Genomic DNA, 18,021 nt, shown 5'->3' with positions numbered 1-18,021 from the left:
AGAAAGCCCGGCATGGCACCGGGCGAAATGACGGGGATGGGTAACGGTCACGCGGCCTGTGGCAGGCGGAGCAGATCAGCCGCGGCATCGCGCCAGAAGGGATCGACCAGCCGTGCCTCCAGCGCAGCGGCGCGGTAACGCAGCCGTCTCGCCTCTGCGGGATCTGATGTCCGGAATGCCATACCGCGCAGGCTGCTGGCCTCGGTCACGATCCTGCGTGCTTCGGCATCGGATGCGACGGGCTGTTCCCAGAGGATAATGTCGGCGCGGATTTCGCCGGCGAGGACCAGACGCTGATCTTGGTCCTGAATGAGCATGATGCGCGGCTGAAAATACGGGAAGCTGTCCGGCCCCGTGCAAATATCACCGCGCGCCACGCGCAAGGCTGCGGTTTGGATGGCCTCTTCCGGTGATGGGCATTCCCCAAGCGGGATCACACGGTCAAAGCTGTTTGCCGCATCACTGGCGTCATAGCTGGCCACGCCGAGGCACGAGATGCGCAGCGGCAGTTTTTGCGACCGATAAAGCGCGGGCAGCACATCGGCAGCCAGAATCTGGCCGATGGAACGGAAGGTTTCGGATCGGGCAAAGGTCATCGGGATCACTCCATGACGGGCGCCGGCGAGCCTCTCTCTCCAGCCCTCAACCCGTCACGGCCGAAAGGCCCGCACTCTTCCTCTCTGACCGGGCTTGTTCCCGGTTCCGCTGCCGGCGATGGGCAAGCATCGCAAGGCTGAAGGCCCGATCGCGAGTGTCGCGCTCGGGCCGTCGGGGATGAGGCGCTTTCGCGCCTTACTCCCACGGGTCCAGCTCCAGCTTCACCATGTCGTCGTCGCCGTCGAACTCGGCGGCGGGGCAAGCGGCGTGGGTGCCGTCTCCGGCCTGGAACACAACGATCGAAACCATCAGCGTGGTGGCGAGGCTGGCGGCGAAGGCAGTGGCATCTGCATAGGACATGGGTTCCGGCTCCTGTCTTTGGAGGCGGGGACCATCCCCCCGCGCGACAGGCGCCCGAAGTGTCTGACCGGATCTGCAATCACCCGAGGGCGTTCGGACTTTTTCCGAATCCCCGAGGGCGGCACGCTCGCGTAAGCCGACCCCTTTGGGGTTGAATGTCAAAGAGACGGATCGGACCAAGGTTTGCGAATGGAAGCGGGGGTGGTTTTTCGCATCTGACTGGATGCCGGATACCCGTCGCAGATGCTCTGCCGCGCCAGCCTTGCCACCATGCTGGCATCAGAATCGTGTTCCCTTCAGGCCGGAGACGGCACCCACGCCGCTTGTCTTGAAGGGGATGGCTGATTGCATGGTGAAGCCGGATTGGACCCGTCAGGTGCAGCCCCCCATCCTCATGGCCAGACACCCTGCGATCAGGTCTTCAGCTCCAAAGCCCATCGGAAATTTCGCGGGCGATCATGGCGCGTGCTTTCATCATCAGATCGTCGCCGGAGGTGTCGATATGACCATAGGAGCGCACACGGCCGCCATGGGCGGTCCATTCGGCGTAGCGGCAATGCTCGCATGCATCGAGGCGGAACACGCGCATATCTTCGGCCCAATGGGGTTTGGGTTCCACGACGACGGTGATGCCGTCGCGGGTTTCCTCCCAGGGCAGTGTGCGCTCCGTTGGATGGTTTTCCCGATCTTGGGTAAATATCTCATCGACGGTCAGCATGATGCACCTCCGCTGGCACTGCGCGGAGCGAGAACGGTCGGATCGGTGGGAGCGTGGTCGTGACTTCGACGTCACAGAGCTGTATCGAGAAAAACTCCTCGCCACGATCCAGCATTCGGTCGAAATACTTCTCCCCGATCTCGTCGTCCGACGGGGGATCGTCGTCATAGGCATTGCTCCACCATTCCTTGGCAATGCCTGTGCGCCAGCTCAAAGCCCGATTCCTGGCGAGAAAAACACGGACATCCGTGCCGTGCGGATGATCGTAGATGGCGACATGAACCGACTTCGGGCTACACTGGTCGTTCGGAGCCTTGGCGTTGTGCAGCATGATTTTGTCTCCTTGAACAAAAATGGCCCGGCGGAGTGCCGGGCCTTGCTGTGGAAGTGGAAAGAGGACGGGGCGACCAAAGCCGCCCCGCATGAGTGCTATTCAGCAGCGACCATATGCCGTTCTTCCTCGTCGTCAGCCGGGTCGTCCTCGCCGTCGCCTGAGAGGAAATCGGGCAGATCGTCGGCTTCCGCCGCAGCGCCCGATGTCGGATCGACTTCGATACCTTCGTCCACCATGCGCAGCGGCTCAGGCAGCCAGCCGGTCTCGGCCAGCAGGCGTTCGGCTTCCTTGGCCATGTCGCCCTTCTTGAGGTGCCCGATCAGATCGGCGGCCCGGTCTCCAGCTCCTTCGCGCACGGCCTCAAGGATACGCGGCTTGGTCACGCGGCCGAGATAATTGCCAACTGTCGCCCGCCAGCCCACGGCCACCATGTCGAGGCCAGTCGAACGGGCCAGCCGATCAGCCTGCGACAGGCGGATGTCCAGCCCGTGCTGACTGACGCCCGTGCCGCTATAGGGGTTGGGCTTTTCATAGAGCGCGTTGATACCGTAGCTGACGCAATGGGCGAGCAACTCCATGCGCGAACCATCGTCCAGATTGGTCAGCCAATCCCAGAGGGCGGCATCGTCTGCCGGGACATGATCGCCCCAGCGTTCATGCCGATCTGCGATGGCCTTGGCCGAGGCACTATCGCGCAGATCCTCGGCCTGGGCGGGCAGATCCACTTTTCGGACCTGCGCTTCCAAGCAACCCTTGCTGGAATGCAGCATGAAGCGATCCATGACCAGCCGGTGGAGCAGTGCCGTCATGGCGACATGCGGGTTCACTGCGACCGCATCCCGTAGCGCCAGCGTGCGATGCGCGGTCAGTTCGCCGACCAGACGATCGGGCAGCGGCTTGATGGTGTCGGCCTCATCTTCCTCCTCCGTTTCGACCGGCTGGCCGCCCAGCGTGATGACTGCACGCATGTGGCTCACCTCCGGTTCGGCGCGCTGGATCACCTCGCCGGTTTCCGGGTCCACGATCTCAGCCTCCGGTTCCGCAGGCGTTTCGTCCTCGGCGCGAACATAGCCGCGTTCGATCAGCAATGCGCCATCGGAGTCGATGCTGACGAAGACGCCTGCCTTGCTGATTTGGTCCGGCTCGAAGGTCATCGGGCGGCGCTCGAAGGTTTCCAGCGCCTGTTCGATCTCACCGAGGCGGGCGTCGATCTCGTCAGGCAATTCGTCAGCCTCGCCATATTCGGCTTCAAGCCGGTCATATTCGTCCCGCAATGCCTCTCGGGTGGCACGTTCCTCGTCACTCAGATCGACCGTGGCACCGACAATCTGGCGAAGGCCATGGTAGTGACCATAGGGAAAGGTGATGGCGACCTCGATCCACTTCCAGCCCTCGGCGGCAATGGCTTCGGCCTCGGTCTTCAGCTTTTCGCCCACCAGCCGGTTGAGCAGCACCGGATCTTGCAGCCACCCACCATCGTCCTGCTGGAAGAGATCGCGCAGGACACAACCGCCAGCCTCTTCATAGGCGGCAATACCGACAAACACTGCACGCTTGTCGGCGGCGCGGACCGTGGTTTCGGTCAGAAGGTGGCGAATGTGGTAGGGTTCTTTCTGCCAGCCATCCTTGATCGCGTCCCATACCTGCTCATGCCGGGCATGGTCAGAACTGACGCTGAAGGCCATGAGCTGCTCCAGCGTCATGCCGTCCTCGGCATAGACGTCGAGCAATGCCGGTGAGACCGAAACCAGACGCAGGCGCTGCTTCACCACCTTGGTATCCACGAAGAAGGCGGCGGCGATGGCTTCCTCCGTCATGCCCTTCTCGCGCATGGCCTGGAAGGCGCGGAACTGGTCGAGCGGATGCAGCGGTGCGCGCTCGATGTTCTCGGCGAGCGAAACCTCGTCGATCAGCACATCGGCGCTGGCCTCCGACACGACACACGGAACCGGCGCGACCTTGGCCAGGCGCTTCTGCTTGACCAGCAGTTCCAGCGCCCGGAAGCGGCGACCGCCGGCGGGCACCTCGAACATGCCGGTTTCCTTCCCCCCAGCATCCACAACCGGGCGGACATGCAGGGACTGGATCAGGCCACGACGGGCGATGGACCCGGCCAGCTCCTCGACCGAGATCCCGGCCTTGACGCGCCGGACATTGGACTGGCTGAGCACCAGCTTATTGAAGGGAATGTCGCGCGAGGACGACAGGATGATCTTCTGAACGGCAGTGGCCATGTCAGTTACTCCATGACGGACGCCGGTGAGCCTCTCTCTCCGGCTATCAGCCCGTCACGAAGCGAAGCGCCGCCCTCTTCCTCTGAAGAGAGCGACGCCAGCCGCTGAACCTGAAACCCGGAAATCAGGGATAGCCGAGAGCGGCCAGACCGAACATGATGTCGCCATCCTCATCCAGTTCGGTGGCGAGCCAGACGCCTTCACCGAGGGGGTTGAAGAACTTCACGACCGGGATGTGATCCTGATCGCGCTGACGACCATTCGCCAGCAGGCGGTCGCGCTGTGTGCCGGTCAGGAGGATCATGCCGCAGCCCTCCGGTCGGTCACGCTGGCATCCGGCTCCACGGTGTCCCCGGCCGGCAGATGCGACAGCAGCCAGTCCGCCGCCTTGCTGGCCTGCGAGGCCGCGCGGACAATGGCGCGGGAATCCTCGCGAAGGCATTCCAGCCACGACCCAATGTAATCGGCATGGCGGACAGTCGGCACGATCCCAAGCGCGGCGCAGCTGAAAGCCGCGTTCATCTCGGCCACCAGTTCCTCGAAGGCGTATTTTTTCGAGCCGAACGAACCGGTCAGATCGCGATTGAGACGGCTGTGATGGCCGCTGGCGTGACCCAGCTCGTGGAGGGCCGTCCGGTGCCAGTTGATCGGCTCGAAATAGGCTTGCGGAGGCGGCACCTGCACATAGTCGAGGGACGGCATATAGAAGGCGCGATTGCCACCGATACGGAAATCGATGCCGGTGGCCCGGATCAGCGCCTCGACCCGAGGTTCGATCAGGCCCGGCGGCGGTGGCGGCGCGACTGCCGTGATGTCATCGGGTAGGCCATCGCATTGCGCGGCGTTAAAGACCATGAACCGCTTCAGGAACGGTATGGCATGCGCATCCTCACCCGTCTCGCGGGCACGGCGTTTTTCGTCCTCGGGGGTGAAACGGTCGGCGTATACAACGGTTGTGCCACGCTCACCCTTCCTGACATTTCCGCCAAGTGAAAGCGCCTGGCGGAAAGTCAGCCACGCCTGACCGGGGAAACCATGCTGGATGACGGCGCCCCAGAGGATGAGAACATTGATGCCGGAATAGGACCGGCCGGTTGAAGCATTTCTCGGCAGGCCCAGCGGCGCGGTATCGGGCGACGCGCCCCAGGGCTGGACCCAGGGCAGACGCCCTTGCTCCAGCTCGGCGATGATCTTGTTGGTGATGTCGTCGTAGAGGTTGCTGCGCGCGCCGCCTTCCGCGGGGCTGCGATCGTGTCTGGCCATCGGGATGATCTCCGCGACGAGCGCCGGAAGCCTCTCTTCCAGTCCCTAACCCGTCACGGAAAACCCGTCCGCACTCTCACTCTGAAGGGGGCGTTGCGGGGTCTCCCCGCTGATGGGGGGCGTCGGCAACGCCAGTGCCGACCAGGGGGAAGGCTTTCCCCCAAATGCCTCTGTATACTGGACAAAAAGAGCTTTGCTGGTTTCTTATGCAAGCTGGACCGACTCGCGCCAGTCGGAAGACGAATATTGCATTCCGCAATGGTTATCTAAGTATTTCCGAGGAATTTTCGTGGCCCGTTATAACCCAGATGCTGATCTTTCTCCCCTTTACGAGACGATGGATCGTCTTCGCACTGATTGCCTGATCGGCGATGGTTCCCTGCTTTCACCTGGACGCTCACTCTGGACCGCTGAACACTTTGCGGAGTTGCAGCGTACCTACGTGCAGAACCTCGATGAGGGCGAAGGCAAGTTCTTCGAAAAGCTCAAAGTCCAGCTGTCTGACGCAACCGCTGAAGCGCACTGCCTGATGGCCGAGCTGATCTGGCTACTTTATGCCTTCCAGCGTGGCGATGTCTCTCCTCCGACCAAGGATCGGAAAGTCCGCGAGGTTTGGTCCTGGTCAAGCCAGGATTTGCCGCAAGATGTGACCGCCCTGACCGAACAGGTTCTTTACGGTGTCGGCCGGGCTGGCCAAGGATATAACAACAATAAATGGCGCGAGCTCGTTCTGTTGATTACAGCCATGCAGGATCTCAAATCGAGGCCTGTTGATGAACGTCGACGCCTGCTTGGGGACGGCGGCGCATTTGCCAGTTGGTTCGAGATACAGGTGAACGGCGAAAATCGGCAGTTGCGCCATATCCTGCCCTTCCTGCTTTTTCCTGACAGCTTCGAGCGCATCAGCGCCGGCCAGCATAAACGGGATATTCTGGCTGGCTTCGGGGCCACAGCCGCAGCCGATGTAGGTGCTATGAGCATAGCCAAGCTCGATGACGCACTTCTGACTTTGCGCAAGAGCCTTGAGGCCAAGCATGGTTCACACGTCGATTTCTACGAAGGTGACTTCAGACCCGTCTGGCAGAAGCCGAAAGAAAAGAAGGCGCACTCGAAAGATAAACTGGATGAAGAGGCCATCGTGCCAACTCCATCCGGTTTTGAACTGAATACGATCTTCTATGGCCCTCCGGGTACTGGCAAGACGTTCAGCACCGCACAACGCGCCGTCGAGATATGTCTAGGCCAGATGGCGTCCGATCCGGGTGCAGTACGCGCATCCTATGAGCAACTGGTCAAGGACGGGCGCATCGGCTTCGTCACCTTCCACCAAAGCTATACCTACGAAGATTTCGTCGAGGGACTGCGACCCAAGCCGATGGCATCGGGGGCAGGCTTCACGCTCGAACCGGAAGCAGGTGTGCTGAAAGTGATGGCAGAGCGGGCGTCGAAGCAAGCGAGCAACCATGTCCTCATCATTGACGAGATCAATCGCGCCAACATCTCGAAGGTTCTGGGCGAACTCATCACGCTTCTGGAGGCGGACAAGAGACAGGGAGCGCCTGCGGCGATCACCGTCACACTTCCTTATTCCAAGACCTCGTTCTCTCTTCCGGCCAATCTGTACATCCTTGGCACGATGAACACGGCCGACAGATCCATCTCGCTGCTGGATACAGCGCTGCGGCGGCGTTTCGTGTTTGAGGAACTGCCACCCGATTCCGCAGAACTCGCAGGCATCGAGCTCGACGATAGTGCGATCGATCTTGCAGCCGTTCTGGACAACCTCAATCTGCGCCTTGTCTATTTCCTGGGAGAGGATGCCCAGATCGGCCACGCCTGGTTTATGGGCGTCAAGACGAAAGCCGAACTCGATCGCGTCATGGCATTCAAGGTCATCCCGCTGCTGCGTGAGTATTTCCATGACGACATTGAACGGGTTCGCATTGTTCTGGGTGGCGGCGACGGCTTCCTGAACCGATCCCCTATTCCGGTTCCCAAGGGAGCTGAGGGATTTGCTGAGGATCGGTATCGCTATTCCGATGTTTTTCGGGAAGAAGGCGCATACCCTGAAGCAGCTTACATGGCTCTTCTGGGACACGAATAATGCCCAAACAGAAACGCCATTACTCTCTGCCGGAATGGTCCGCTCTGCCCATTGGACCCGACGGAATCAGCGATGGACAAGCCGAGCAACTGCATCTTGCCGCAATCACGGCTGCCCGCAGGCTTGGCGTGGCAGAGAACGGCGTACTGGCGCGCGGTTTTCGGAAGCTTGAAACCAAGCAGGTTTGCGGCATTATTTCCGTTCCAGGGATAAGTTTGGAAATCCTGCCCAAGCTCCCCGACGAGGACGGTGCATTGCGGGCGACCCTTGTGCGGATGATTGCTGTCGCCTTCGACATCCCGCTTTCAGAAGGGCAGATCGCGCAGATGGCCGCCCAGGAGAGCGACCTTCTCGAAGCCTTTATCAACCTGTTTGTCACACGGCTCGCGGAGCAAGCGAAATCCGGTCTGACGCGCGACTATGTGCCAGAGGAGGATGTTTTGCCTAAGCTGCGGGGAGCGCTCGATGTGCGGCAGCAGATCGTTCGCCGTTCGGTTGATCCTTCCCGCCTGCATTGCCGGTTTGACGAGTTTTCCGAGAACACGCCGCTCAACCGGCTGTTCAAGGCCAGCCTGTTGCGCATCATCCCCTTTGTGCGCTCCGAGCCTCTGCGTCGCCGGATCGCTAATCTGACAGCCCGCTTCGCCGACATCCCCACCAGCCCCGCCCCCCTGAGGGAGCGGATCGTCTGGAACCGGATGAATGAGAGGTTTCGTCAGGCGCATATGCTTGCGCGTATGCTGCTGGAAGCAGAGTGGCAAAACACGAGTTACGGACACGGCACGGGCATTTCGTTGCTCTTTCCGATGAACCTACTGTTTGAACGGTATGTCGCCCGCTGGTTGCAACGGGTTCTTCCGCCCGGATCGGTTTCAGTTCAGCGCCGACAGCATACCCTGTTGCAACATGGCGCCTACCCTCTGATCCCCGACATCGTCATTGACACCCCTGATGGCCCACTGGTGATTGATACGAAATGGAAGGATCTCGGCGAGCAGCCCGGCTCTACGCCAAATGTGAGCCAAGCCGATCTTTACCAACTGGCGTCCTATGGGGCGGTCTACAACGCCAGCCGCGTCATACTTCTTTATCCAGGACGGAAGCACACGCCACCAACGACATGGCACTATACCGCCACAGATCGCAGAGTGGAAATCTGGCAAGTCGATTTGGCTCAAGTCCAACGAAGAAAGGATTGGGAGATCATCACTTATGCCATGATCCATTATAAGGAAAACGGCATTCCTCCTTGGGAAGATATCCTGCTGACGAGAGTAGTTTAGTGCTGATCCTGCAGGCGGACAGAGCAATATTTGAGAGAAATAAAAAGGAAATGAAAAATCGTGGCTTCATAAGCATTTAGAGCCATGCAAAAATACTCGTTGCGCCGATCCGAATCGGACATCTCGCGATGTTAATTACAGAACTAACGACTAGACGATGGAATTATATTTGGGGGCGTGAAAATTGAAGCTACACAATGTGAAGATTGAAAACTTCCGATTGCTGCAGGACGTCGAGATTGGCTTCGAAGATAGAACCACGCTGATCGTGGGACGAAACAATAGCGGCAAAACATCGATTGCAGAGCTTTTCCGCCGACTCCTCTCAGAAAAGACTCTCACCTTCCGTCTCGAAGATTTTTCTCTCGGCTGTCACGAGAAATTCTGGAACGCATTTGAGGCGTTCAGTGCCGGAGGGGAGGTATCCGACGTACTGGATACCCTTCCCGTTATTCGTATAATAATTGATGTTTTGTACGACGTTGACATGCCAGACCTTGGAGCATTGGGCGATTGCATCATCGACCTAAATCCAGATTGTACATATGCACGTCTTGTCCTGACTTTTGGCCCTCGACCCAACGCAACTACATTGCTCTTCGCCGATCTCCCTGCACCAGAAGAAGATGGGGAGAATGCCAAAAGTGCGCTTTTCCGTGCTCTGGGAGCACGGGTTCCTGTCGCCTACAGCTCGGTATTAGAGGCGATTGATCCTAACGACTCCACGAATAGGAAGCCTCTCGAAACGAGAATGCTCACTACTATAATACAAGGTGGTTTCATCAATGCACAACGTGGATTGGACGATGACACGAAGCGCGAACGAGATGTTCTTGGAAAAGTAGTAGAAATACTTTTTCAGTCGGCGCTAAACGATCCGATCGATCCTGAAAAAAGGACTACCGCCGAGCAGCTGAAAGTCGCTGTCGAAGACATTCAAAGCGATCTGCACAGCGACTTCAATGTAAAGCTCACATCGCTGCTGCCCACCTTTGAACTGTTCGGCTACCCCGGACTGGCTGACCCAGGACTCATCACCGAGACGAGCTTTGACGTCGAGAGATTGCTGAGCGATCACACCAAGGTCCGCTATGTCGGGAAAAACGGGATAACACTTCCAGAAACCTATAATGGTCTCGGCGTGCGTAATCTCGTCTTCATGCTACTCCAAATCTTGCGCTTCTTTCGTGAGTATCAGGCGACACCGACGGCGGCTGGCGTGCATCTAATCTTTATAGAAGAGCCGGAAGCGCACCTTCATCCCCAGATGCAGGAGGTATTCATTCGGCAACTCGATCAGATCACGAATGCTTTCGTCGCCCAATTGAATGATAACCTCCCTTGGCCCGTCCAGTTTGTCGTTACGACGCATTCTCCGCACATGGCTAACGAGGCCCGCTTTGAATCCATGCGTTATTTCCTGTCGAAGGCGGAGGAAGATGGCGTTCGGCGAACCATCATCAAAGATCTGCGCCGGGGCATGGGAGCTGCGCCCGAGCCTGATCGGGAGTTTCTACATCAGTATTTGACCCTCACACGTTGCGATCTGTTCTTTGCAGATAAGGCCGTCTTAATCGAGGGAACGTCGGAACGCCTCCTCCTTCCGACAATGATTCGAAAAACGGACAATGCGGCACCTGGAGCACCGCAACTGGGGAGCCAATACCTAACAGTCATGGAAGTAGGCGGAGCCTATGCCCATCGCTTCTTCGATTTGCTGACGTTCCTCGAACTCCGCACATTGATTATTACGGACATAGATACAGTTCGTACGAATGCAAACAACAAGCGCGAGGCCGTACCTGTCGCCCAAGGGCAATTCACAAGCAACGGCTGTCTGAAGGCATTGTACGGTGCCGATATATCCCCGGCTGCCTTGCTCATCAAAACACCAGACGAGAAGATTACCAATGGCAGGCGCATCGCATACCAGATTCCCGAACAGGATGGTGGAGCCTGCGGGCGCAGCTTCGAAGATGCGTTCATAATCGCGAACCCTGGCCTTTTCGCGCTTGGGGAGGAAGATGTTGCAGCGGCGGCGTATGAACTCGCTGCGGAACAGAAAAAGTCCGCCTTTGCTCTGCAGTATGCGATCACAAACACCGAATGGAGTGTTCCCCGATACATCGCTGAAGGTTTGAGGTGGTTGGCACAGGGTAATCCTGCTCCTGTGGCTCCCCCAGAGGCAGTAGCGGTCGAAATCCTCGCCGAAGCTGCCGGGCTCGAGATCGACGCGATCCAGGAAGACGAACATGGCTGAGGGACAAGAAAGCCCGGCGGATGCCGCTGGTCGCATTGCTCTGGAACGCATGTTCGCTTGCTTGGATGAAGGACGCAGCTTTCGCCTAGAGGCGGGTGCCGGCGCCGGAAAGACCTACTCTCTTGAGAAAGCACTTCGCAGACTGATTGAAAAGCAAGGCTCCGCGTTGCTGCGGCAGCGCCAACAAATTGGCTGCATCACCTACACCAACGTCGCCAAAGACGAAATCATTGCCAGAACGAACGCGCATCCTGCGGTGAGACCCGAAACCGTTCACGGTTTTTGCTGGTCAGTCCTCCAAGATTTCCAGCCTACGCTTCGTGAACTGGTTCCCGGGTTGCCCACATGGGAAGAGCGACTTGCGGACACCGGCGGCATCGGTCAGCGTCGTATCCACTATGAACTCGGCTACCCTGGCGTTACGGACGATCAGGTTTCACTTCGCCATGAAGATGTACTGTCACTGATGATCCAGGCGATAAGCCGTCCCAAGTTTCGACGGGTTCTGACTTCGCGATATCCCATTTTGCTTATCGACGAATATCAGGACACGGATGCCGGATTCGTTGATGCGTTGAAAGAATGGTTTCTTGATAGAGGTGAAGGCCCGTTGATCGGTCTTTTCGGCGACCATTGGCAGAAGATTTACGGCGAGGGATGCGGGCTGGTGGAGCACCAGACACTTGAGGTTATCGACAAGCAAGCGAACTTCCGATCGGTCGATCCGATTGTGCAAGTCCTGAACCGTATGCGCCCAGACTTGCCGCAGATGGTTAGCGATCCCGCTGCGCAGGGTGAGGCCCGTGTATTTCATACAAACAACTGGCCGGGGCAGCGGCGAACCGGACAAGGAGGAGGCCACTGGAAAGATGACACCAGTCCTGAGGCAGCTCGTGCTTACTTTCAGTGCGTGAAGGATCGGCTGGCTGCCGAAGGCTGGGACCTGTCTGTAGAGAAAACCAAAATCCTAATGCTCAGTCATAGTATTCTTGCTCGAGAACAGGGCTACGAAAACATTCGGAGCATCTATGGCCAGTTCAACGATCCCTGGTTGAAGAAGGAAGATCCTCACATCAAGTTTCTTGCGGACCAGCTTGAACCCGCTTGCGCGGCATTTGAGGCCAGCCGTTATGGGGAAATGTTCGAGGCATTCGGGTCCAGTATGCCACGCATCCAACGTCATGAAGACAAGATCGCCTGGACCAATGGCATGAACGCTCTCATCGCGTTGCGGCAGACCGGAACGATTGGTGAAGTAATCGATTTCATCGCCGCCCAGCCGCACATGCGGATGCCGGCCGCTGTGGAACAACGCGAAGCGAAGCTCGCTGAGGCTGGAGATGAACCCGCAGAAGGGGAGTCGCGCCGGATCACCCAGCTTCGAGGGCTGCGGGCGGTCAGCTATACGGAGTTGATAGCTTTGGATCGTTTCATCGACGGGCACACGCCCTTTGCCACAAAGCACGGCGTGAAGGGCGCGGAGTTCGAGAATGTTTTGGTGATCGTGGGACGCGGCTGGAACAAGTACAACTTTGTCCAAACCCTAGAATGGATGGATGCAGCGCCTCCCGCTGATAAGCAGGAGTTCTTCGAGAACAATCGAAATTTGTTCTATGTTGCATGTTCACGACCCCAGGTCCGCCTGGCGTTGCTGTTCACGCAACTCGTTAGTCCCGCAGCGATGGCGAAGCTCACAGAGCTGTTTGGTGAGAACAATCTCGTAGCTCTGCCTCCTGATCCGGTCGTAGCATGAGAGCAATTCTGACTCCACTTCAAGAAGCACATGGAGACCATCGTCAAAACCAGAGCCCGTTGTCTCACACGATCAAACGTACGAGAGGCCCGCGATTTCAAGCAAGACGCATTTCCTCGACAGCATGGATCGCGGGGCAATCTACATCATGCCGTCGCTCGATATCGAGTCGGCGCCCTGCCGATAGCCCAGAAGGCAACTTGAATGACTGAGAAATGATGGGGTTCGATTTGAGACAAAAAATTATCGAAAGCGGCTACGCCCTGATCTCCCAGCATCGCCCTAATGCTGACATCGTCGAAGTCGCTAACGAACTTGGTGATCCACTCACGCCTTGGGAAGGCGGTCTTGTCCAAACTTTAATTCCTCGCGAAGAATCGGCTCCGAATACATATAGTGGGAACTTTGGTCTGGGCCGTTTTCCGTTTCATACCGATCTTGCCCATTGGCGGACACCACCGCGCTACTTACTCCTACGATGCCTGATTGGATATGATGACGTTCCCACATTGCTGATCGATGGCCGCGCGCTCGTAAACACCGTTTCTCGAGACACTCTCGCACGCGCAGTCTTCAAGCCACGCCGGCCCCGCCATGGAGCCCTTGTGCTTCTTCGCCTCCTCGAACGTACGTCAGATGGCACCGATCTCCTACGATGGGACGAAATATTTCTTCGGCCAGCGAGCAGAGTTGGCGACACCGCCGACGCCCAGATTCGTGATTGGCTTGCGAAACGTGACCCTTTGTCGATTGCCCTCCTTCGTCCGGGGGATACCCTGATAATCGACAACTGGCGCATGCTGCATGCCCGTTCGCCGATACCGCTAGGACGAGAGGATCGTTCTATTGAGAGAGTATATTTGGGAGGGCTAAAATGAAGACTACAATTAAGCCGGGCGCAACGCCGGCAACCTTCGACCCGGAGGCACTCTACGCGAAGGCTGTGCGCTACATCCAGAACATGGATGAATATGACAGCGATAAATGGGAATACGCCCTCTGGTCGAGCCTCGCTCTAGAATTTCTTGCCCGCGCCGCTCTTGCAAATGTAAGCCCCGCGCTGCTTGCAGAAGCCGATAAAAATGGGTCGAATCTCTATTTTTCGCTTGGCTTCACTCCGTTCGAAGAGAGGTTCTCGCCAAGATCCATCGCAATCAGCGAGGTGTTCAAGCGCCTCTCAGGGATACTGCCGGAGTTCACCAAGGAGCATGAGAGCTTCGGTGTCGTGCATACCGGTAGGCGCAATGCCGAGCTTCATACTGGCGAACTCGCATTCGAGGGAATTAGGGGATCGACCTGGCAACCAAGATTCTATCAGACTTGCCAAATCCTTCTGACGTCAATGGGCATCCCACTCGATGAGTTTCTTGGCGAAGACGAAGCGGAGGTTGCTAGGAAGCTGATCGATGCAGCTGCAGATGAGGGTGCGAAAGCCGTGAGGGGGGACGTTGAGGCGCACAAGAAGGTCTGGAACGCCAAGCCAGAACACGAGCGCGCGACGCTGCAAACGCAGGCGTCAGTGTGGGCCACCCGTCAAAGCGGTCATAGAGTCGACTGTCCGTCATGTGCGTCAACCGCACTTGTGCTCGGAGAGCCGGTTTCGGCCCCAACGCAGAAGCTCGACGACGACGAAATCATCGAGACACAGGAGTATCTCCCGACGCATTTTGAATGCGTAGCCTGCGGCCTCAAGATTGCTGGCCTCTCCAAACTCGCCGCAGTGGGGCTCAGCGATCGATACAAGAAGACTCAGACCTACGATGCAGCAGAATACTATGCTCCCGCTGACGATTGGTCCGACTACGAAGACGACAATAACGAGCGTTAATATTCGGCTCCAAGGTAACTTGGGCCGATACACCATTGATGCGCTGCGGAGAGCGGTGGAGAGAGCCCTAAAGAAAACTAGCTGCCACGGAGCGGCCGAAGGAGAAGACTATGGGCGCGCGAGATGAGTTCTCACCCAGAACCAAACAAACACTTGCAGAACGAGCTGCGCACTTCTGTTCGAATCCTGACTGCCTGAAGTTGACTGCGGGGCCACATTCGGATCAGGAGAAGAGCCTGAGAACCGGTCATGCCGCTCACATAAGGGCCGCCGCCAGCAACGGGCCGCGCTACGATAAGAACCAAACTCCTGAACAGCGCAAGCACATCTCAAACGGCTTGTGGCTTTGTAGGGAATGCGGTGACATCGTTGATAAGGATGCTTCGCCTCACAAGCCCGAACTTCTCCGTCAGTGGAAACGTGACCATGAGGCGCTGATCGCGGAGGTTCGCACGAAAGGCTATGCGCAAAGCCTCGTGCTTCTGCAGACACGGCAACAGGCGCCCCAGCTTGCGAAGGACATAGTCTCAGAATTTGAGGACCATCGCGCACTCTGGGAGTCGTTTGACGCAGAGTTTCCCGACCGGGTTCGCCAATCGCTGGACCGTCTGCGGTTCAGGTTACTTGATTTACGAAGGGGACTACCCCAAGGTGGCGAACTGGATCAGGTACTCCAATCATTGACGAAAACGATCCTGACGTTCTTCGTTCAAGTCGAGGAAATCGACTTGGTGACGCTACGTTGCGACAGCGGAAACCCCAGTTGGTTGCGGTTTAGAGATGCGCTAGCGACGCTGCGGAAGTCGGTCGGACTGCAGCTTTTCCATCTTTGCGATGCTTACAAGGCGAGTCCCACCGATGCACTAGCACAAATAATGCCCCGAACCGACTAACAGAGCGATAGTGGAGTACATCGCCACCAACCGACCCGTCCCTTTTCTACGCCAAGGCATCCCATTCGCCGCACAGCGTTTCCCGAGACCTTCCCTACGCTGACATTCCGCGGTTCCATTGCCCCAGCCCCGTTCCGGGGATGGGATTTTGGAGACGATGGCGGTCAAGCGAAACAGGATCAGCATCGAGGTTACAGCCTCGACCGGCCCGGAAACGGACCGGAATGATCCCGCGCGCAAAGACGCTGCCTTGATGTCGCTGGCTCGCCTGATCGGTCGCCAGATCGCCCGCGAGCAGTTCGAGCGGAAGCTGGCAGCGGAACGCAAAGCTCAACTCCACCTTCGTAGTTGATTTGCAAATCCTCTTGCATTTATACGTGTAACACGTATTTTATAAGCAGACCGATTCTCCTGGAGTCTGCGATGCCAACCACAACCTCCCTCGAATTCCAGCGCAAGTTCGGACAGTATCTGAACGAGTCTCACCGTGAGCCGGTGGAGATCACGCGACATGGCCGGCGCGAGTTTGTGCTGATGTCGGCCGCCCAATATGACGAGTTGCTGGCAGCGGCGAAGCGCAGCGGCAAGGCCGTCGAAGCCGCCTCCGACCCTGAACGGAATTAAGATACCTTCCTCGACACGGAGCCTGAAAGGACTGCCGATATGACCCGCGTTGCGCTTTATGCCCGATATTCTTCCGACAATCAGCGCGAGGCGTCGATTGAGGACCAGTTGCGCATCTGCCGTGAGCAGGCGAAGCGCGAGAAGTGGAAGATCGTCGGAACCTACAAGGATGCTGGCATCTCCGGCGCAAGTATGATCCTGCGCCCCGGCATTCAGGCGCTTCTTCAGGATGCGCAGGCTGGACAGTTCGATATCGTGCTGGCCGAGGCACTGGATCGCATCAGTCGCGACCAGGCTGACGTCGCCACCTTCTACAAGCACCTCAAATTCGCTGGCGTTCCAATTGTCACGCTGTCCGAGGGCGAGATCAGCGAGCTTCATGTCGGCCTGAAAGGCACGATGAACGCTCTATTTCTTAAAGACCTTGCCGCCAAAACCCATCGCGGCATCCGTGGCCGCGTCGAGGACGGCAAGTCAGGCGGCGGTCTATGCTTTGGCTACAATGTCGTCAAGCAGCTCGATGCCCGCGGTGATCCCATTCGTGGTGATCGAGAGATCAACGAAGCCGAGGCGAATGTTGTCCGACGGATTTTCCGCGAGTTCGCCGCCGGCGTCGGTCCGCGCACTATCGCCCGCAAATTGAATGAGGAAGGTGTTCCCGGCCCGGGTGGTAAGCTCTGGAGCGACACGACGATCCGCGGCCATGTGAAGCGCGGCACGGGGCTGGTGAATAATGAACTTTATATCGGCCGTCTGATCTGGAACCGGCTTCGCTACATCAAAGACCCATCGACCGGAAAGCGCGTTTCACGCCTGAACCCGGAATCCGAATGGATCATCAAGGATGTGCCGGAGCTGCGTATTGTCGATGACGAACTCTGGCAGTCCGTTCGTGTCCGGCAGGGCGAGATCGCCGAGAAGTTTGCCAACGTCACCGAAGCCGTGCGCAAGCACCACAAAAAGAACCGCCTGAACGGCACAAGGCGTCCGAAGTCGCTTCTGTCCGGCCTGGTGTTCTGTGGCTGCTGCGGAGGCCCCTACTCGCTTCGCGGCGCTGATCGGTTTGCCTGCTCGAACCACATCAGCAAGGGCGCCTGTTCAAACAGCCGCACAATCCCGCGTGAGGAGTTGGAAGCCCGCGTGCTCTCCGGCCTGAAGGACCGCATGATGGCGCCTGAGATCGTTGAGGAGGCGATCCGCGCCTATGCGGAGGAGACCAACCGGTTGAACCGGGAACGCCGCTCCAGCGGCCATGCCTGGAAAGCAGAACTGGTGAAGATCGAGAAGCAGATCCGCGGCATCATTGAGGCGATCAAGGCTGGCATGTTTCATGAGAGCATGAAGGCAGAGATGGACACGCTGGAGGCACGCAAGACCGAACTCAACACCCTGCTGGCTGATGCGCCAGAGGACACGCCGGACATTCTGCCGAGCGCCTCGGCGATCTATGCAAAGAAGGTTTCTGCCCTGACCAAGGCGCTCAATCGCAAGGAGGAGCGTCAGGAAGCGGCGGAGACATTGCGCGGACTGATCGAGAAGATTTCGCTGACGCCGGGGCCGGAACGCGGCGAGATTTACGCAACGCTTCACGGAGAACTGGGCACGATCCTGAACTGGACGGAGCGGCAAGCCATTGGAAAGGCTGTGAAAACAACAATACCCGCAGCGGATGCTACGGGTTTGTCGTTATCAGTGGTTGCGGGGGCAGGATTTGAACCTGCGGCCTTCAGGTTATGAGCCTGACGAGCTACCGGGCTGCTCCACCCCGCG

Annotated in this window: 15 protein-coding genes, 1 tRNA gene and 1 pseudogene; 9 read left to right on the top strand and 8 right to left on the bottom strand. The window is 58.1% G+C overall.

All coding sequences use genetic code 11. From position 1 onward, the window contains the following. Positions 1-47 precede the first annotated feature (47 nt). The 7 genes and pseudogenes from FHY56_RS02255 to FHY56_RS02225 form a co-directional block, all read right to left on the bottom strand. Positions 48-596, bottom strand: a complete 549-nt coding sequence (locus FHY56_RS02255; RefSeq protein ID WP_168927574.1) for a hypothetical protein — start codon at positions 594-596, stop codon at positions 48-50. 196 nt (positions 597-792) lie between these two features. Further along, on the bottom strand, positions 793-957 hold the full coding sequence (locus tag FHY56_RS02250) for a hypothetical protein (protein ID WP_010335706.1): 165 nt from the start codon (positions 955-957) through the stop codon (positions 793-795). A gap of 421 nt (positions 958-1,378) precedes the next feature. Beyond that, positions 1,379-1,675: a hypothetical protein gene (locus tag FHY56_RS02245; RefSeq protein WP_140903571.1), complete on the bottom strand. Its 297-nt coding sequence runs from the start codon at positions 1,673-1,675 to the stop codon at positions 1,379-1,381. Continuing rightward, positions 1,659-2,006, bottom strand: a complete 348-nt coding sequence (locus FHY56_RS02240) for a hypothetical protein (protein ID WP_140903570.1) — start codon at positions 2,004-2,006, stop codon at positions 1,659-1,661. The genes FHY56_RS02245 and FHY56_RS02240 overlap by 17 nt, the downstream gene beginning before the upstream one ends. Before the next feature lie 98 nt (positions 2,007-2,104). Continuing rightward, the gene (locus FHY56_RS02235; protein WP_140903569.1) at positions 2,105-4,243 is read right to left on the bottom strand and encodes a Spo0J and enkurin domain-containing protein; all 2,139 of its coding nucleotides are present in this window, start codon (positions 4,241-4,243) and stop codon (positions 2,105-2,107) included. A gap of 127 nt (positions 4,244-4,370) precedes the next feature. Continuing rightward, positions 4,371-4,547 (bottom strand): annotated as a pseudogene (locus FHY56_RS02230) (DUF2958 domain-containing protein); the annotation flags it as partial. Then, positions 4,544-5,506 (bottom strand): ArdC family protein, encoded by a 963-nt coding sequence (locus FHY56_RS02225; RefSeq protein ID WP_140903568.1) that lies wholly within the window; start codon positions 5,504-5,506, stop codon positions 4,544-4,546. The pseudogene FHY56_RS02230 and the gene FHY56_RS02225, both read right to left, overlap by 4 nt. 112 nt (positions 5,507-5,618) lie before the next feature. On the opposite strand from FHY56_RS02225, the gene FHY56_RS02220 reads away from it, so the two are divergent. The 9 genes from FHY56_RS02220 (at position 5,619) to FHY56_RS02170 (ending at position 17,988) form a co-directional block, all read left to right on the top strand. Further along, positions 5,619-7,610 carry an McrB family protein gene (locus FHY56_RS02220; RefSeq protein WP_235889409.1) on the top strand — a complete coding sequence of 664 codons (1,992 nt, stop codon included), beginning with the start codon at positions 5,619-5,621 and terminating at the stop codon, positions 7,608-7,610. Next, positions 7,610-8,893 (top strand): McrC family protein, encoded by a 1,284-nt coding sequence (locus FHY56_RS02215; RefSeq protein WP_140903567.1) that lies wholly within the window; start codon positions 7,610-7,612, stop codon positions 8,891-8,893. The genes FHY56_RS02220 and FHY56_RS02215 overlap by 1 nt, the downstream gene beginning before the upstream one ends. Before the next feature lie 184 nt (positions 8,894-9,077). Continuing rightward, complete coding sequence (locus tag FHY56_RS02205) at positions 9,078-11,153, top strand: ATP-dependent nuclease (RefSeq protein ID WP_140903565.1); 2,076 nt, start codon at positions 9,078-9,080, stop codon at positions 11,151-11,153. Beyond that, a complete protein-coding gene (locus FHY56_RS02200) occupies positions 11,146-12,906 on the top strand; it encodes a UvrD-helicase domain-containing protein (protein ID WP_140903564.1) in 1,761 nt (586 codons plus the stop codon). The genes FHY56_RS02205 and FHY56_RS02200 overlap by 8 nt, the downstream gene beginning before the upstream one ends. Before the next feature lie 874 nt (positions 12,907-13,780). Then, on the top strand, positions 13,781-14,734 hold the full coding sequence (locus FHY56_RS02190) for a hypothetical protein (protein WP_140903562.1): 954 nt from the start codon (positions 13,781-13,783) through the stop codon (positions 14,732-14,734). 110 nt (positions 14,735-14,844) lie between these two features. Then, on the top strand, positions 14,845-15,627 hold the full coding sequence (locus FHY56_RS02185) for a hypothetical protein (protein WP_140903561.1): 783 nt from the start codon (positions 14,845-14,847) through the stop codon (positions 15,625-15,627). Positions 15,628-15,775: 148 nt separating this feature from the next. After that, positions 15,776-15,979, top strand: a complete 204-nt coding sequence (locus tag FHY56_RS02180) for a hypothetical protein (RefSeq protein WP_140903560.1) — start codon at positions 15,776-15,778, stop codon at positions 15,977-15,979. Positions 15,980-16,050: 71 nt separating this feature from the next. After that, positions 16,051-16,251, top strand: coding sequence for a type II toxin-antitoxin system prevent-host-death family antitoxin (locus tag FHY56_RS02175; RefSeq protein WP_140903559.1), 201 nt, complete (start codon positions 16,051-16,053; stop codon positions 16,249-16,251). Between the two features lie 39 nt (positions 16,252-16,290). Continuing rightward, positions 16,291-17,988 (top strand): recombinase family protein, encoded by a 1,698-nt coding sequence (locus FHY56_RS02170; RefSeq protein WP_140903980.1) that lies wholly within the window; start codon positions 16,291-16,293, stop codon positions 17,986-17,988. Here FHY56_RS02170 and FHY56_RS02165 read toward each other — a convergent pair. Continuing rightward, positions 17,945-18,021, bottom strand: a tRNA-Met gene (locus tag FHY56_RS02165). The two genes, FHY56_RS02170 and FHY56_RS02165, sit on opposite strands and share 44 nt — an antisense overlap.

Origin of the sequence: Brucella gallinifaecis, from assembly GCF_006476605.1 — a bacterium.
Lineage (GTDB): Bacteria > Pseudomonadota > Alphaproteobacteria > Rhizobiales > Rhizobiaceae > Brucella > Brucella gallinifaecis.
The sequence above is the reverse complement of the archived record's forward strand: the minus strand, read 5'-3'. Positions and strand labels throughout refer to the sequence as shown.

Excerpts from the sequence above, each read along its gene's own strand:
- FHY56_RS02255 (WP_168927574.1), bottom strand. The coding sequence starts at position 596 with ATGACCTTTGCCCGATCCGAAACCTTCCGTTCCATCGGCCAGATTCTG.
- FHY56_RS02250 (WP_010335706.1), bottom strand. The coding sequence starts at position 957 with ATGTCCTATGCAGATGCCACTGCCTTCGCCGCCAGCCTCGCCACCACG.
- FHY56_RS02245 (WP_140903571.1), bottom strand. The coding sequence starts at position 1,675 with ATGCTGACCGTCGATGAGATATTTACCCAAGATCGGGAAAACCATCCA.
- FHY56_RS02240 (WP_140903570.1), bottom strand. The coding sequence starts at position 2,006 with ATGCTGCACAACGCCAAGGCTCCGAACGACCAGTGTAGCCCGAAGTCG.
- FHY56_RS02235 (WP_140903569.1), bottom strand. The coding sequence starts at position 4,243 with ATGGCCACTGCCGTTCAGAAGATCATCCTGTCGTCCTCGCGCGACATT.
- FHY56_RS02225 (WP_140903568.1), bottom strand. The coding sequence starts at position 5,506 with ATGGCCAGACACGATCGCAGCCCCGCGGAAGGCGGCGCGCGCAGCAAC.
- FHY56_RS02220 (WP_235889409.1), top strand. The coding sequence starts at position 5,619 with ATGGGGGGCGTCGGCAACGCCAGTGCCGACCAGGGGGAAGGCTTTCCC.
- FHY56_RS02215 (WP_140903567.1), top strand. The coding sequence starts at position 7,610 with ATGCCCAAACAGAAACGCCATTACTCTCTGCCGGAATGGTCCGCTCTG.
- FHY56_RS02200 (WP_140903564.1), top strand. The coding sequence starts at position 11,146 with ATGGCTGAGGGACAAGAAAGCCCGGCGGATGCCGCTGGTCGCATTGCT.
- FHY56_RS02190 (WP_140903562.1), top strand. The coding sequence starts at position 13,781 with ATGAAGACTACAATTAAGCCGGGCGCAACGCCGGCAACCTTCGACCCG.
- FHY56_RS02185 (WP_140903561.1), top strand. The coding sequence starts at position 14,845 with ATGGGCGCGCGAGATGAGTTCTCACCCAGAACCAAACAAACACTTGCA.
- FHY56_RS02175 (WP_140903559.1), top strand. The coding sequence starts at position 16,051 with ATGCCAACCACAACCTCCCTCGAATTCCAGCGCAAGTTCGGACAGTAT.
- FHY56_RS02170 (WP_140903980.1), top strand. The coding sequence starts at position 16,291 with ATGACCCGCGTTGCGCTTTATGCCCGATATTCTTCCGACAATCAGCGC.